This is a genomic window from Candidatus Poribacteria bacterium (genome assembly GCA_009839745.1).
In the GTDB taxonomy this organism is placed as follows: Bacteria; Poribacteria; WGA-4E; order WGA-4E; family WGA-3G; genus WGA-3G.
Genome location: VXPE01000108.1, coordinates 38868 through 53388 on the forward strand (window position 1 = coordinate 38868; position 14521 = coordinate 53388).

General features: G+C 48.0%; 15 protein-coding genes. 7 read left to right on the forward strand and 8 right to left on the reverse strand.

What is annotated here, in order from left to right:
* Positions 1–75: 75 nt before the first annotated feature.
* The 3 genes from F4X88_16200 to F4X88_16210 form a co-directional block, all read right to left on the reverse strand.
* Positions 76–813: a sigma-70 family RNA polymerase sigma factor gene (locus tag F4X88_16200; GenBank protein MYA57823.1), complete on the reverse strand. Its 738-nt coding sequence runs from the start codon at positions 811–813 to the stop codon at positions 76–78.
* A gap of 736 nt (positions 814–1549) precedes the next feature.
* Positions 1550–2326 (reverse strand): hypothetical protein, encoded by a 777-nt coding sequence (locus tag F4X88_16205; GenBank protein MYA57824.1) that lies wholly within the window; start codon positions 2324–2326, stop codon positions 1550–1552.
* Between the two features lie 379 nt (positions 2327–2705).
* Positions 2706–3017: a transposase gene (locus F4X88_16210; protein MYA57825.1), complete on the reverse strand. Its 312-nt coding sequence runs from the start codon at positions 3015–3017 to the stop codon at positions 2706–2708.
* A gap of 304 nt (positions 3018–3321) precedes the next feature.
* On the opposite strand from F4X88_16210, the gene F4X88_16215 reads away from it, so the two are divergent.
* From F4X88_16215 to F4X88_16230, 4 genes are all read left to right on the forward strand, one after another.
* Complete coding sequence (locus tag F4X88_16215; GenBank protein ID MYA57826.1) at positions 3322–3639, forward strand: hypothetical protein; 318 nt, start codon at positions 3322–3324, stop codon at positions 3637–3639.
* Positions 3640–3713: 74 nt separating this feature from the next.
* Positions 3714–4451, forward strand: coding sequence for a phosphopantothenate/pantothenate synthetase (locus F4X88_16220; protein ID MYA57827.1), 738 nt, complete (start codon positions 3714–3716; stop codon positions 4449–4451).
* A complete protein-coding gene (locus tag F4X88_16225) occupies positions 4441–6369 on the forward strand; it encodes a hypothetical protein (GenBank protein ID MYA57828.1) in 1929 nt (642 codons plus the stop codon). Before F4X88_16220 ends, F4X88_16225 begins: the two co-directional genes overlap by 11 nt.
* 78 nt (positions 6370–6447) lie before the next feature.
* A complete protein-coding gene (locus tag F4X88_16230; GenBank protein MYA57829.1) occupies positions 6448–7794 on the forward strand; it encodes a glycoside hydrolase family 32 protein in 1347 nt (448 codons plus the stop codon).
* A gap of 159 nt (positions 7795–7953) precedes the next feature.
* Here the strand turns inward: F4X88_16230 and F4X88_16235 are convergent, their stop codons facing one another.
* From F4X88_16235 to mqnE, 5 genes are all read right to left on the reverse strand, one after another.
* Positions 7954–8283 (reverse strand): iron-sulfur cluster assembly accessory protein, encoded by a 330-nt coding sequence (locus tag F4X88_16235; GenBank protein ID MYA57830.1) that lies wholly within the window; start codon positions 8281–8283, stop codon positions 7954–7956.
* 2 nt (positions 8284–8285) lie between these two features.
* Entirely contained in the window at positions 8286–8660 is a 375-nt protein-coding gene (locus F4X88_16240) for an iron-sulfur cluster assembly scaffold protein (GenBank protein ID MYA57831.1), read from the reverse strand.
* 170 nt (positions 8661–8830) lie between these two features.
* Entirely contained in the window at positions 8831–9331 is a 501-nt protein-coding gene (locus tag F4X88_16245) for a transcriptional repressor (GenBank protein ID MYA57832.1), read from the reverse strand.
* Between the two features lie 12 nt (positions 9332–9343).
* Positions 9344–10183 carry a menaquinone biosynthesis protein gene (locus F4X88_16250; protein ID MYA57833.1) on the reverse strand — a complete coding sequence of 280 codons (840 nt, stop codon included), beginning with the start codon at positions 10181–10183 and terminating at the stop codon, positions 9344–9346.
* Positions 10162–11298, reverse strand: a complete 1137-nt coding sequence (gene mqnE / locus F4X88_16255; GenBank protein ID MYA57834.1) for an aminofutalosine synthase MqnE — start codon at positions 11296–11298, stop codon at positions 10162–10164. Before mqnE ends, F4X88_16250 begins: the two co-directional genes overlap by 22 nt.
* A 239-nt stretch (positions 11299–11537) precedes the next feature.
* On the opposite strand from mqnE, the gene F4X88_16260 reads away from it, so the two are divergent.
* The 3 genes from F4X88_16260 to trpS all read left to right on the forward strand — a co-directional run bounded on the left by F4X88_16260 (position 11538) and on the right by trpS (position 14226).
* Complete coding sequence (locus F4X88_16260; GenBank protein ID MYA57835.1) at positions 11538–12338, forward strand: sugar phosphate isomerase/epimerase; 801 nt, start codon at positions 11538–11540, stop codon at positions 12336–12338.
* A 3-nt stretch (positions 12339–12341) separates the two neighbouring features.
* Positions 12342–13172, forward strand: a complete 831-nt coding sequence (locus F4X88_16265; GenBank protein MYA57836.1) for an SAM-dependent chlorinase/fluorinase — start codon at positions 12342–12344, stop codon at positions 13170–13172.
* A gap of 64 nt (positions 13173–13236) precedes the next feature.
* Positions 13237–14226, forward strand: coding sequence for a tryptophan--tRNA ligase (gene trpS, locus F4X88_16270; protein ID MYA57837.1), 990 nt, complete (start codon positions 13237–13239; stop codon positions 14224–14226).
* The last annotated feature ends 295 nt before the right edge of the window (positions 14227–14521 follow it).

The following is a 14521-nucleotide window of genomic DNA, read 5'->3' on the forward strand; positions in this document are numbered from 1 at the left end:
AAGAAAGGCGATTGCGCTCCAGCGTTGAGGCTGGCAGTGGCAATCGCCGCTATGCGTCGTTCATAATATTTGCCTCTATTCAATGAGTCCCAGATTTTGACATTCACGTCTCAATTTGCTTTCCACCTGTTTCAGGAGTTGATTGATTCTCGGATTGCTCAGCGTGAGTCGTTCCGCTATATCCACCTGCTTCAGGTTCTGTCGGATGCAGGTGAACGCCTGCTGTTCACGTTTCGTCAAACGTTGTAGGAGTCGCGGCAGTGCCTTCTCGAAATCGGCGTTCCACATTTCATAGATGAGTCTATCCACAAAGTCATCTCGCTCGTCTGGCAATGCGAACCCCCTTCTCCTTTGCTCGTTGCGATGTGCCTCTGAGTTTTCTTGAGAAGCGTCATCCTCATAGGAAACAGACGTAAACCGCCAGGAGTGTTGCACCTCTTTCTTCTTTTCGCGTGTCAATGCTCCACAGACCCATGGAAGGATATAACTACGAAAGGATGCCTTTCGCTGGTGGTTTGGGTCAAAAGCAGGTCCTTTCTTCCAGAGCGTTATCCGAGCGATTTGCAATAAATCTTCTTGAATACTTGGAAGAGCCGGCGTTGCGTAAGCAGTGCAGTTCGCACACCGATTCAGATCACTTTCAAAACGGCTGAGCGTTTCATCAGTCGCCTTAAAAACGCCTTCATGGGTGTAAGACGGACATTTCATGCCTTCCGATCGACACCTCAGTTTCATAAGAAACCTCCTCGTGCCTCCAAAGAAAGTTCTCCACAATGTCCACGTCATTATGGATTTTACTATGAAGGATAGCATATTTGTCTCTATCTGTCAAGAAAAGTATTTTATTTCAAGACTTTCGGTTTGAGAGAGTTTCACCCTATGTGAAATTACGCTCTACAACAGCTCGCGGATGCTACCATTTCAGATGTATTTTGAAGAGGACTCACGCAAAATTGAGGAGGGATCCTATCCCCATTCATGCGGCAGGTACGGTTTTAAGCCGCACCTACCGGTAAATTGCGTAAGTCCTATATTTGTAAGCATGAAAACTAAGATGCAGATGCACTATCATAATCCTGCTGTCCATTTCCGTTATTATCAACACCTCCGATTGATGCCGAGGCATTGGCACTCGTAATTCCATCGGTAGATGCGTTAACAGAAGCAGATGTTGCACCGGAATATCTCCGGCTTTCACTATCAGAATCAGAACCTGCTGAGGCCGAAATAGACAGGCCTCCGTATGCTATATCGTCACTAGAGGATGCGCTTGCACTTGCACTGGAATGACTCCCGCTGCTGTAACTATAAGTAGAAGCACTTGCACTTGCGGAAACACCAGCATCTAGACTACTAGTATTGCATCAAGATTGAGTTTATAGGTAGGTTCGTAGTCGTGCGATTTATCGCACGTCGATAACGCAAGAACGGGCAATGAATTGCCCTACTACAAACGAAAAAATATCCCTTAAGTTCAAAGTTGAAGAACTACTAGAAGACATGATAAAGTATAAGAGACTGGTAATGAGCAGAAAACTGAAGATTTTCATTATGGTAACTCCTGTGAAGTTAAAAAGGCATAAGGATCAATACCTTGGCCTTCAGATGAATCTAAGTCAATTAATCGTACATTTGGTGGAGGCAAGTCGAAAATATCTTTTTGTTCAAAACGAACATCTCCTCCTCCAAAACTTTTGCTAATGACGGGGCCCAGCGTCCCATCCGGATAACGGATCTCTTTCCATTTGACGTAGAGCGTATTGACATAGTGGGGATGAACTCTGCCATTTTTACCAATAGATCCCCCTACGAAATCGCGTACGTCCTGATTCCAGAGTTTAACCAAGACATGATCGATGAGTTTGTGCTCGTAGCTGAGTTGTTCCTGCAACTCCATCGATCGATCCCAATATGGAGTCAGCGGGTACCCCGACGGAGTTGTTTTGAAATCAAACGGAGCTGCTACCTCTGGACTCAATTCTGAAGGCTCAACAACATCCATCTCTAATTCAGGGGGCACCTTAAACTCGGCATCGTTTTGGGGCATTTGGGTAAGCATGGGTGGTAACGTCTCAACCGGTTCAAGAAATGTTTCCGCTTGTTCAAAGTCCACCGGACTGGTATCTACAGCGTCTGCCGCAGGACGAGTCTTGTTTTTGCGCTCAAGCTGCAGCAACACGGACGATTGCGCCAATTCGTCCTGAGTGGTGCGACGGACGTGCCAATTATACAAGAAACTACTACCGACACACAGCAAAAAGAAAACGAAACCCGCGAGAAGACTTCTGCTTGAGAAAATATCCCCGAACCTGCTGTTTTTGAACATAACGAACTCCTTTGATTGAGAACTGGTAGTCCACTGGAATGTAACCACAATACAACCTGTTGCATTTGCCACTATATATGACACCCAAACGAAAAAAGTTAAGAGTAAAACCGCATTTTTTTGCTTTTTTACAAAAAACCTGAAAATTTTAGCGGTTATCCCAGAAATTGAGCCGAAAAATCTATGCGTACACATATCCGCATCTATCTGGTAAAGGATAGCAGATTCGTTCCTATCTGCCAAACTAAACCTCGGTGACAAAACTGTCTTGATGAGTTATCCAATTTGTTGACATTCCCACAGCTAAAGCGGTGGGATTCTTGTTTCGTCATTTCGCGCCTCCCGCAAGTGGAGGACTTATAGAAACTCCACAAGCGTTTTAACTCTCCGCGTATCCCGCGGCGAGCGTTCTTAAATTGAGTGCTGCGTTAGTGTCTCGGTCTATGGACCTTCCGCAGTGATTGCACTGATACTGCCTATCTGATAGCGTTAAGTCGTCTTTTTTATGTCCACAGGTGCTACAGATTTTAGAACGTGCGAAAAAGCGATCCGCCTGCACAATCGGGATACCCAATGCTTGGGCTTTCGTCTTGAGTTTCTCAAGAAAACCTCCGAGTGCCGTATCAGATAACGCCTTTGCTAACTTTCGATTCTTAAGCAGGTTCGTAACCTGTAGCGTCTCAATACCGATTTGTACTTGTCAATCTACTGCTCCAGCGATTTATGCCGCGTCTGGCGATGTCGGAAGCCGACCTGCAAACCATTTACGTGATGGTCGTGATGGTATCAACGATCAGCGGGCATATGATGATGGGGTACCTCATCCCAGCGCTTACGCATACGTTTCGGTTCGCAACCCCCGAAAACGAATGGCTATCGCTTTTTGGAAACAATATTCCCAGTTGGATTGCAATCAAAAGCGCACGTATCTTAGATGGGTTCTACGAGGGAGATTCTACCCTCTATAATTCTACTACGCTCCACGGGAGACGGGTGTGCCGGAACTCGGCGTTATCGGCAGCAGTTTCCTGTTTACGATCTTCCTGATGATTATGAAAATTCGGTTTCTCTGGTGGCCCCTGCATCCGGGCGGTTACGTGTTAGTCAGTGGCTCTGGAATGGGGAGGTTATGGTTTACAATCTTCTTGGGGTGGTTAGCGAAGGCGATTGTGCTAAAGATTGGCGGTGTGAAACTCTATCGACAAGCAATCCCATTCTTTTTAGGGCTAATCTTAGGGGATTACACGCTCGGATGTGTCTGGAGTCTCATCGGGCTGGTGCTGCAGATACCGACCTATATTGTGTGGCATTGAGGTGTTCAGGACCCTTGAAAACTTATGCAAAGAGCAGTATAATAGAAGGAAACTTCTGCTGAGGTGCTACGCAATTGAGCGACGTTCCCAAAACACATCCCCGTTACCTTTCATTGACGTTACGAGATACCATCGTTGCAGGTGTGGAACAAGGGATTACCTCTGTCCACGGGCTTATCGCGCACGGACGCGGGGAGGCTTTCGATTACCTCATCGGGGAAACGACACAACCCTTCGCGACGGAGGCAATCCACGCCGCCGCGGCGATGCTATGTCTTGCTGAACACCCCGTCATTTCGGTCAATGGCAATGTCGCTGCGTTGGCACCTGAAGCACTCATTGAACTCGGACAAGTTCTGAACGCGCCGTTAGAGGTCAATATTTTCCACACGGAGACGGGACGCGAGCAGAGGATCCGAGAATATCTCCTGAAACACGGCGCACCCGACGTGCTGATGCCGACAACCGAGGCGCAACTCTCCTATATCGACTCCAATCGGAAGTTCGTGCATCCAGACGGGATTTTTAAAGCAGATGTCGTCTTCGTGCCGCTTGAGGACGGCGACAGATGTGAAGCACTCCGAAAGATGGGCAGAGCCGTCGTAACCATCGATCTGAACCCAATGTCGCGCACAGCGAAGCAAGCGAGTATCACAATCGTGGATAACGTCGTCCGAGCGTTGCCACTGTTATGTGAAGAGATTCGGGACTTCAGCGATCCCTCAGCACAGGATACCCTGAAAAGATACAGCAACGCAGCGGCGTTACAGGAAGCATTACGGCACATCAGCAGGAGCGGGAATGGAGACTAACGGAAACGGAAAAACCAATCTTGTCAAACCGCATATTCTGCTGATTGGACTGGTGCTTGTCGTCTTTAATAGCTACTGGTGCCTGATGGGGACCGAGGTATGGCACTCTACACAGCTGACGATCGCCTCTCTGTTTTTCAATGCCGTTTTTACCCTCCTTGTTTTCGTTCTCGTCAACCTACTGTTCCAGCGATTCCTGCCCCGTCTGGCGATGTCGGAAGCCGATCTGCAAACCATCTACGTGATGGTCGTTATGCTGACGACTATCAGTGGGCATACCATGATGGGCTACCTCATCCCCGTCCTCGCTCACGCCTTTCAATTCGCAACGCCAGAAAACGAATGGATTCCGTTATTCGGGCATCACGTTCCGACATGGATTGCCGTTAAAAGCCCACGCATTTTGGACGGGTTCTACGAGGGGGATTCCACACTCTATAACTCCCCCACCTTAAACGCATGGATACCGCCGGTGTTGGCGTGGTCGGGTTTCGTGATTGCGCTCTGGCTGACGTTGTTGGCGGTGACGGTTTTTCTCCGGAAGCAGTGGACGGAAAATGAACGACTGAACTATCCTATCGTCCAGCTCCCTTTAGCACTCACGAGCAATCCGAAACGCTTTTTTACTTCGCCGTGGATGTGGCTCGGTTTCGCGCTCGCAGGGAGCGCGGAATTGCTGAACGGTTTGAACTATCTATTTCCTGATATACCTGCCCTACCGATTAAAGGCAAGACGATTGGGCAATTCAGCTCGAAGCCGTGGAGTGCGATGGGACCGATACGTATCTCCTTCTACCCGTTTAGTATCGGTTTGATGTTCTTCACACCCTTAGACCTCTCGTTTTCCTGTTGGTTCTTCTGGCTTCTCGGTCGCCTCCAACTGATTGTAACGGACGCGCTCGGGGCACGGAATATCTATCATCTCGAACAACAAACGGGGGCGTGGATAGCGTTCGGATGTATCCCGTTGTGGATCGGACGACGGCACTACGGACGCATCCTTCGGAAGGTCTTCGGCATTGCTCAACGCCGCGGTGAAGCAGCACCTGACGATTCGCGTGAACCGATGCGCTATCGGACTGCGGCGGGACTGTTCACGATCGGGATGCTGTGTCTCTTCTTTTTCTGTTTCCAGATGGGGATGACCTTCTGGGCGATTGGACTCTTTTTTCTCTTCTATTTCCCGCTGGTTATCGGGATCACGCGTATCCGCGCTGAAATTGGACCCCCGTTGCATCAACTTATCTTTGTCGATCCCGGACGGACGATGGTGCTTGCGTTGGGCACGCGGCGTCTCGGGGCAGGCAACCTGACGGGACTCACGTTTCTCTACCCGTTTGTCCGCTGTTTCCGTGCGCATCCGACACCGAGTGAGTTGGAGGCGTTCCGTCTGGCAGAACGGAGCCAGATTGGGTATCGTCAGTTGCTCATCGGGATGATCTTGGCGATTGTGTTCGGTATCCTGATAACGTTTTGGGCGTATCTGCACGTCCTCTACGATATGGGTGCGGGGAGCAAGGCGCGCGGCTGGATCGTCTATATGGGGTGGGAGACGTTCAATCGTTTACAGACGTGGCTTGTCAGTCCGCGGGAGACGGCTGTGCCTGAACTCGGGGTTGTCGGTGGGAGTTTCCTGTTCACGATCTTCCTGATGCTGATGAAGATCCGATTTCTGTGGTGGCCCCTGCATCCCGGGGGTTATGTCCTCGTCAGCGGGACAGGGATGGGCGGTCTGTGGTTTCCGATTTTCCTGAGTTGGTTGGCGAAAGCGACTGTGCTGAAGATCGGAGGCGTGAAACTCTATCGACAGGCAGTGCCGTTCTTTCTGGGATTGATTTTGGGAGATTATACGCTTGGATGCGTCTGGAGTTTAATCGGATTGGTGCTGGAGATGCCGACGTATATCGTGTGGCATTGACGCGAAAATGCCTTGCTACCCATACAAATTTGTGGTAGAATTTAGAAGAATTCTATCAAAACCGAAAGGAAATAGTTAATGATTCAGACGGCTTACAAGGAAGCATATCGTCCGCAGTTCCACTTTACACCGAAAACCAATTGGACCAACGATCCAAACGGCTTAATCCACTACAAAGGCGAGTTTCACCTTTTCTTTCAACACAACCCATTCGGCATCGACTGGGGCAACATGACGTGGGGACACGCCGTTAGCACAGACCTCGTCCATTGGAAGCAACTCCCGCATGCCATCCATCCAGATGAACTCGGCACAATCTTCTCAGGTTCTGGTGTTGTGGACTGGAAGAATACCGGCGGTTTTCAGACGGGTGACGAAGCAGTGCTCGTCAATTTCTACACATCTGCAGGCAGCCACGCGCCGAAAGAGGTGCCATTCACACAAAGCATCGCCTACAGCAACGATCGCGGACGGAGTTGGACAAAATATGAAGGGAACCCTGTGATTGAGCATATCGTCAGGGATAACCGCGACCCGAAGGTAATCTGGCACGAACCCACACAGAAATGGGTTATGGCACTCTATCTCGACCAGAATGACTATACCCTGTTCGGTTCAACAGACCTGAAGGAGTGGACACGGTTATCCGACCTACAGATTCCCGATACAGAGTGTCCAGATATCTTTGAACTTCCCGTTGATGACGATGCCGATAATACGAAGTGGGTTTTCTGGGGTGCGGCGGGAAAATATTACATCGGTAGTTTCGATGGAACGACCTTTACACCCGAAGGTGACGCGCAGCGCGCCGACTACGGTGCGAACTTCTATGCAGCGCAAACGTGGAGCGATGTGCCAGAATCCGATGGCAGACGCATCCAAATCGCTTGGATGAGTGGCAGTAAACCCCCGGATATGCCTTTTAATCAGCAGATGAGTTTCCCCTGCAAGTTGACCCTTCGAACGACACCAGAGGGGATACGTCTACATCGAGAACCCGTTGAAGAGATCGAAAACATCCATACGTATACCCATGCCTGGAGCGACCTTTCCCTCAAACCGGGTGAAGATCCACTCGCAGGATTGACAGGTGAATTGTTCGATATCCGTGCTGAACTGGCACTGAACGATGCGACCGCCGTTGGTTTCAAAATTCGCGGGCAGGATGTCCGTTACGATGTTGCAGCACAGGAACTCACATTCTTAGAAAGGAGCGGACCCCTCGTACCACAAAATGGGAAAATCCGCTTACAAATTTTAGTCGATCGTATCTCTATTGAAGCCTTCGGAAATGACGGTGAACTCTCAATGACGTCCTATTTCCTCCCAGATCTGGACAACGCAGACATCGGAATCTACGCCGAGGGAAGTCCAGCGACGTTAGTATCACTGAAGGTACACGAGTTAAGATCTTCGTGGGTGTAATACCGAATAAATAAAATTTATTGGGAAACCCAATCCACCAAAAAGCGCGCCTGAAAATCATAGAAATTCTCAGGCGCGCTTGAATAACGATTAATATTTTAAAGCGGTCATTTTCTACGGACGTGCTTGCCAGCGCGCCTACAGAACAGACCAAACGTACTAAACACTAAACGACTCACCACAACCGCATGTATTTTTAGCGTTCGGATTTGTTATCTTAAAGCCTGAATCCATCAAGCCGTCGTTGTAGTCTAATACGGAACCCGCAAGGTAAAGCGTGCTACGAGGATCGATGAAGATTTTCAAGCCGTGAAATTCAAAAACTTTGTCGGTCCCTTTTGCGGTGCCAAACTCAAGATTATATTGGAAACCGGAGCATCCACCGCCGACGACCTGCATCCGCAAGCCGAGTTCGGATTCATCTGAGGTTTCGCTGCTGTTAATGAGAGTGGTCGCTTTTTGGGCGGCAGATTCTGTAACAGTAATCATAGTCATTGCACCCCCTTCTTGGACAGAAAATCAGCAATTGCCATTTTTAGGACTTTTTCAGCTGTGTTCGCGTAACGCTGTTTATCCGGTGGCAGTCCTCCCAACGCATCAGAAAGTTGGTCAGCGGTAATCTCTAATGCCTCTGGGATATGAACTCCCGTAATGAGTTCAGTAAGCATTGAAGCACTCGCGATAGCCGTAGGGCAACCGAATGCCCGAAATTTCGCCCTAACGATCATGTCATCCGTTATTTTGAGTGTCAATTTTATCATTTCGCCGTCAGCAGGAGAACCAACACTGGCGGTGCCATCCGCATCGACAATAGTTCCGATATTGCACGGGTTTTCGTAATGTTCGGTTACCTGTGGCGTATACATGATCATGGTTGTCAGTTAGCAGTTGTCAGTTACAAAAAGATTTTGTTAAATGGGAACTCTTAACTGAAAACTGTGGACTGAAAGGATTTTCGTAGAAAATCCGATACTGAAAACTATTATACCATATTTCCAAACGCTTGTCAAATTTTTAAAGTTTACAACAAGTTGACTCAAACAGTAGTTTCCTCGTTTTCATCGAGTGTCTTTGGCTCTAACTCTGCTTGGCACTCAGCGCAGTAACCGATTATCTCATTGCGAAAACGCACGGGTTTAAAGGCGTGCGCTTCACACACCGCTTTCTGCAAGGCATCAATTTGCGGTTCTTTAAACTCAACAATCTGATTACATCGCAGACAGATAAGATGCGCGTGTTCCCGAAGTGAATGAATACTCTCATAGCGAGTGTTCTTCTGCGCGTCAATGAATTCTGTTAACAGTCCACTTCTCACCAGCAGCGGCAACGTCCGATAGATCGTTGGGCGCGACACACGGTAACCGTTTCGACGCATCTGAACCAAGAGATCTTCTGTCTGAAAATGTCCCGGATAGTCAAAGACTTGGTTTAAGATGTCTAATCGTTTTTGGGTCAAACGGAGTCCATAGCTTTTGAGGTAATCTTCAAATTGCTTTGCAAACTCTATATCGCGAGTCGTTTCTTCAGCGGTTTCCATTTTCCGCCCCTTTCAACTGGTAGTGAAAGATATATGACGATCTGGCGGCGCAAGATCGTTCTTCACGGCATACTTATAATACAGTTCAAGACCTTTGATCTCAGGTGCATCCAAGTCGTATTTGATGTGATGTTGCAAATAATCGCGGCAAAGTTTTTCAGGAAAATCAAGCTTTCGCGCCTCAATCCGTGCGATTTCTGGGATGCGTGTGATACCCCGTGCTTTCGATTCGAGGAGCACCTCCGATAAATTACCAAGCTGCGTTTCCGTCCGGGCAACCCAACACGCATAGACAAAGGGTAAACCGGTTAACTTATACCACGCCTCACCAAGATCTAAGTTATATTCCGTTGAACCCAGATGCCTGAGTGCTGAGTCTCCGATGAGAAGGATCGCATCAAAAGAGGGCGCTTGGTGATCTTGAAGGACTGTCTTCGGATTTATTGTCGGTCTACATGTTGTGAACGCTGCGGAGATTTGATACTTCTCAGCGAGTAGGATTTTCAGCAAGGCAATAGAAGTTCGGGAATTCGTATCGAGTCCGATACGTCGAATCTCTGGAATCGGAACGCGACTGAAAAGTTGGATGCTTTTGACGCTTCCGTGGGACGCAATCGACATTTTGGGTAAAATACAGTAAGACGTATCCAAAGGATTCGCTCGAAAATATTCAATAATCGGAATTAATCCAACATCCAGTTCACCTTTGCTTAAAAGTGCTGCAACGCGGCTCGGTATGTCAACACTCAAGGCAATATCCGTTTGAATTTCTTCCTTTAAAAGAGGATAAATAAGCGGTTTGGTATTCAGAAACGAGACTGCCCCAACCCTTAAGCGGCTTTTCTGTACCACCGATTCCCCTCTCGAATGACCTCATTGTAAAGCGTATCCCGCTCAACAGGCACGAAGCCAGCTTCCTCAATGAGGTGTGTGAGTGTCGAAACGGAAACCGCCTCCGGCGTGTCCGCTCCTGCCATGTGTGTGATTTTTTCCTCGGTTACAGTGCCATCAATATCATCAGCCCCGAAACGGAGGGCGACCTGCGCAGTTTTCAAGCCGGTCATAATCCAGTAAACTTTAATGTGCGGCATGTTATCGAGCATCAAACGTGCAACAGCGATGTTCCGAAGATCGGTCAGACCCGTCGTCGAGGGTAGATACGCCATACGGGTGTTGAGAGGATGAAACGCAAGTGGAATGAACGTCACGAAACCACCGGATTTATCCTGTTGTTCCCGCAACCGAATGAAATGATCGACTCTGTCCTCATTTGTCTCAAGGTGCCCATAAAGCATCGTTGCGTTCGTCGAAATACCGAGACGATGCGCGATATCATGAACTTCCAGCCACCCTTCTGCGCTCAGTTTTCCTGGGCAAATCTTCTCCCGCGTTTCTTCCGCAAATATTTCAGCACCACCCCCGGGCAACGAATCCAAACCCGCATCCCGCAATTGCGTTAAAACTTCTTCTATCGACATTTTAAAGATACGTGAGAAGTGATGAATTTCAACGGCTGTGAAGAATTTGAGGTGGACCTGCGGCATCCGTTCCTTGAGCCCGCGGATCATATCTAAATAGTAATCGAAGGGTAATTTAGGATGTAACCCACCGACGCTATGAATCTCAGTGCATCCGTGCTCTATAGAATACATCGCCTTGTCTAAAAATTCATCTACACTCATTTCCCAGGCCCCTTCGGTTTGCATGTTTTTCCGGGCGAAGGCACAAAAATGGCACCGGGCGTGTAGAATACAGACATTTGAATAATCTATATGCTGGTTGATGTTATAGTAAGCGACGTTTCCATTGAGGCGTTCGCGGGCATGATTCGCTATGAATCCAACCCCCGTAATATCTGGACTTTCATAAAGCGCGACCCCCTCCTCAAAGGAGAGTCGTTCTTCCGTCTTGACTTTCTCGTAGATTTCAGGCAACTTGGGATCCGTAAAACGGCTATAGTTCTCCATTATTTCTTTAATCCTAATTGGTTCTCCATTTTCCCAGGAATTTGGCAAACCCAAATTTGCTATAGTTAAAGTGAAAAATTGCTTGACACCTGTTTCTTAGTAAGGGTATTATAGCATAGCAACTTTTAAGATGCAAGTCTTTTTTAGTTGTCAACGGTCAGCGGTTATTTACACACGGTGGGAGCGGATTGTCGCTGCTTTTATCGGATTTGGACACTCAAAGCGGAGCAAATAAATTTATGCCAAAATTAGGACTTATCCATTACAATTACGCAAGTAAATCACTTGACGATTTTCTGAAATTTACGAGTGAAACAGGGTTCAGCTACGTCGAACTGCAAATTAGCGATGTATGGAACCCCGACGCCGAGAATCCTGAACAAAACGCAGAAGCCGTGAGAAAACAGGCTGAGGGTTACGGTTTACAGGTCTCCGCACTCGCTGCAGGGAACGATTTCGTTGTGCTGGAAGAGGAAACTATCCAGGCGCAAGTGGCACGGATGGAACGCATCGCAGGACTTGCGAAACTTCTCGACACTTCGGTGCTCCGCACTGAGGGGGGCGCCGCAAAAGACGCTGTCCCAGAAAGTCGATGGGTTGAAGCAATGGCTGGATGTCTCACACGGTGTCTTGAATTCGCCGAACGGGACGAGGTCTACTTGGCAGTGGACAACCACGGCATCGTTACAAATGACGGAGACCTGCAGGTAGAGCTCTTTGAACGCGTCGGTTCCAAATATGTCGGTGCGAATATGGACACAATGAATTACCGGTGGGCGGGCCACGATTTGGAAACCGTGGGCAGATATTACGAGATCGTCGCACCTTATACACTGCACACACACCTCAAAGACGGAACGGGTTCACGTGGAGATTACCGCGGCGAAGCACTCGGTGAAGGTGAAATAGACCTCGCGAAGGCAATCCGCTGTCTCAGAGAAGTAGGCTATGAGGGTGTCTGGTGCTGCGAATATGAAGGTAGAGAAAACGACGGCACGGGTCAAAGAAAAAGTTTTACATGGATGCAAGCGAACCTGTAACCGATGAATGAACGCTCTCGTATCATTACACTAACAACGGATTTCGGCACGAGCGATACTTATGTCGGAATCATGAAAGGTGTCATTCTCAGTATTAATCCGAAGGCACAGATAGTTGACCTCACGCACGCTATCCCACCACAAGATATCTACGAAGCGGCTTTCTCAATTTATGCCGCCCGCAGCTACTTTCCAAAAGGAACAATTCATATTATCGTGGTGGATCCTGGGGTAGGGAGCGATCGGCAGGCAATAGTGAGTCATATAGACAACGCATTCTTCGTCTGTCCCGACAATGGCGTTTTGAGTTATCTATTGCATGGTGCTGAGAACGCGGGGGCACACCCCATAGAGTCCGTGGCGATTCAGAACGCGGCATACTATTTGCCAGAAGTAAGCAATACATTCCACGGTAGGGATATTTTCGCACCCGTCGCGGCACACCTATCGCTCGGCGTGCCGTTTGATGACATCGGTCCACGGGTGAAAACCCTCGTTCGACTACCGATTCAAGTGCCCGAATTCACCGGTAATACATTGACAGGACAAATTGTTAAAATTGACAGATTCGGAAATGCAATAACAAATATATCGGAAACCGCAATTGCTCGCTTAGAAAGTACGTCTACGGCGGAGACACCTATTTATGAAATTAGGGTCGGCAGTGCCAGACTTAATCGACTGAACCGTGCTTATGCTGAATCTGATATTGGCGAACCTTTGGCAATGATTGGAAGTTGCGGATTGTTAGAAATTGCTATAAATGGTGGGAATGCCAAAGAGGGATTGGGAATAAAATGGGGGGATACGGTCGTAGTGCAAAGGTTTGATTGAATATATAAACCCAAGCAGGTTATAATAAGATAAAATCAAATCCGGACAGGAGGATGGAACGGAATTGAAACAGATTACTTTAACTGGAATCAAGCCAACAGGACAACCGCACATCGGTAACTATCTCGGCATGATCAAACCCGCATTGGAGCTCGCAAAGGATTTTCAAGCACTCTACTTTATAGCGGATTATCACGCACTCACGACCGTCCGGGATAAGAAGGAATTGGCACATTTAACGTATCAAGCCACTGCGACGTGGTTAGCATTGGGATTAAACCCTGATGAGGTAATTTTCTACCGGCAGTCAGACATCCCAGAAGTATTCGAGTTGTCGTGGGTGTTATCCTGTTTTACAACCAAGGGCTTGCTCAACCGTGCGCACGCCTACAAAGCGATTGTTGACGACAATATCGCCGAGGGACGTGAAGAGGATAAGAACATTAACGCCGGACTTTTCACCTATCCGGTTTTGATGGCAGCTGACATTCTGCTTTTCGGAACACACATCGTGCCGGTTGGGCTTGACCAGCAGCAACACCTTGAAATTACCCGCGATATTGCATTGACTTTCAACAAAAATTACGGCAACGTCTTAACGATTCCGGAAGCCGTGATTCGGAAAGAGGTGATGACGATTCCCGGTATCGATGGCAGAAAGATGAGCAAAAGTTATAACAACGTCATCCCGATCTTCGCGCCTTCTAACCAAGTACGCAAACCCGTCATGCGCATTGTAACCGATTCCAAGCGACCAGAAGATCCCAAAGACCCGGACGAATGTAACATCTTTGCAATCTATCGTCATCTCGCGAAGGTAGATGCCGTTGAAGCGAAGCGGAAACTCTATCTTGAAGGTGGACTCGCGTATGGCGAGATGAAAAAAGAGTTATTTGCGTTGCTGGAAGCGACCTTTTCCGAGCAACGTGATCGGTATAATGCCTTAATGGAAGATCCAGATGAGTTGGATAAAATACTTGAAAAAGGGGGACAAAAAGCACGCGACATCGCCGGACCGATTCTGACGAAGGTTCGCAAAGCGGTCGGCGTGTAGATTCGGAAAGTCTATAAACTCGATTCGCGCGTGTACTGAAGTATGCTATTGTCAACTGAGAAAATTGCTCAAGAGACAGATATTAATTTCGTTTGCTAATTATTGAACAGGTCTGCTATAATGATGAAATAGCGTTGCTATAAAAAAAACTTGCATTTTAATGCAAGATATGTCAAAATATATTTAACTCCTATTTCTATGTTACGCGGGACATCAGGCAATCAACATGCGCCGATAGTTTGACAGACAGTGGAGTAGTGCCACGAAACAGTCCGCGTTGCGACGCGGCAAATCT

What these genes read in the sequence shown, in the direction of transcription:
- F4X88_16245 (MYA57832.1), bottom strand. Translation starts at nt 9,331, where the DNA reads ATGGAAACCGCTGAAGAAACGACTCGCGATATAGAGTTTGCAAAGCAA.
- F4X88_16205 (MYA57824.1), bottom strand. Translation starts at nt 2,326, where the DNA reads ATGTTCAAAAACAGCAGGTTCGGGGATATTTTCTCAAGCAGAAGTCTT.
- F4X88_16235 (MYA57830.1), bottom strand. Translation starts at nt 8,283, where the DNA reads ATGATTACTGTTACAGAATCTGCCGCCCAAAAAGCGACCACTCTCATT.
- mqnE (MYA57834.1), bottom strand. Translation starts at nt 11,298, where the DNA reads ATGGAGAACTATAGCCGTTTTACGGATCCCAAGTTGCCTGAAATCTAC.
- F4X88_16225 (MYA57828.1), top strand. Translation starts at nt 4,441, where the DNA reads ATGGAGACTAACGGAAACGGAAAAACCAATCTTGTCAAACCGCATATT.
- F4X88_16265 (MYA57836.1), top strand. Translation starts at nt 12,342, where the DNA reads ATGAATGAACGCTCTCGTATCATTACACTAACAACGGATTTCGGCACG.
- F4X88_16260 (MYA57835.1), top strand. Translation starts at nt 11,538, where the DNA reads ATGCCAAAATTAGGACTTATCCATTACAATTACGCAAGTAAATCACTT.
- F4X88_16200 (MYA57823.1), bottom strand. Translation starts at nt 813, where the DNA reads ATGCTATCCTTCATAGTAAAATCCATAATGACGTGGACATTGTGGAGA.
- F4X88_16240 (MYA57831.1), bottom strand. Translation starts at nt 8,660, where the DNA reads ATGTATACGCCACAGGTAACCGAACATTACGAAAACCCGTGCAATATC.
- F4X88_16230 (MYA57829.1), top strand. Translation starts at nt 6,448, where the DNA reads ATGATTCAGACGGCTTACAAGGAAGCATATCGTCCGCAGTTCCACTTT.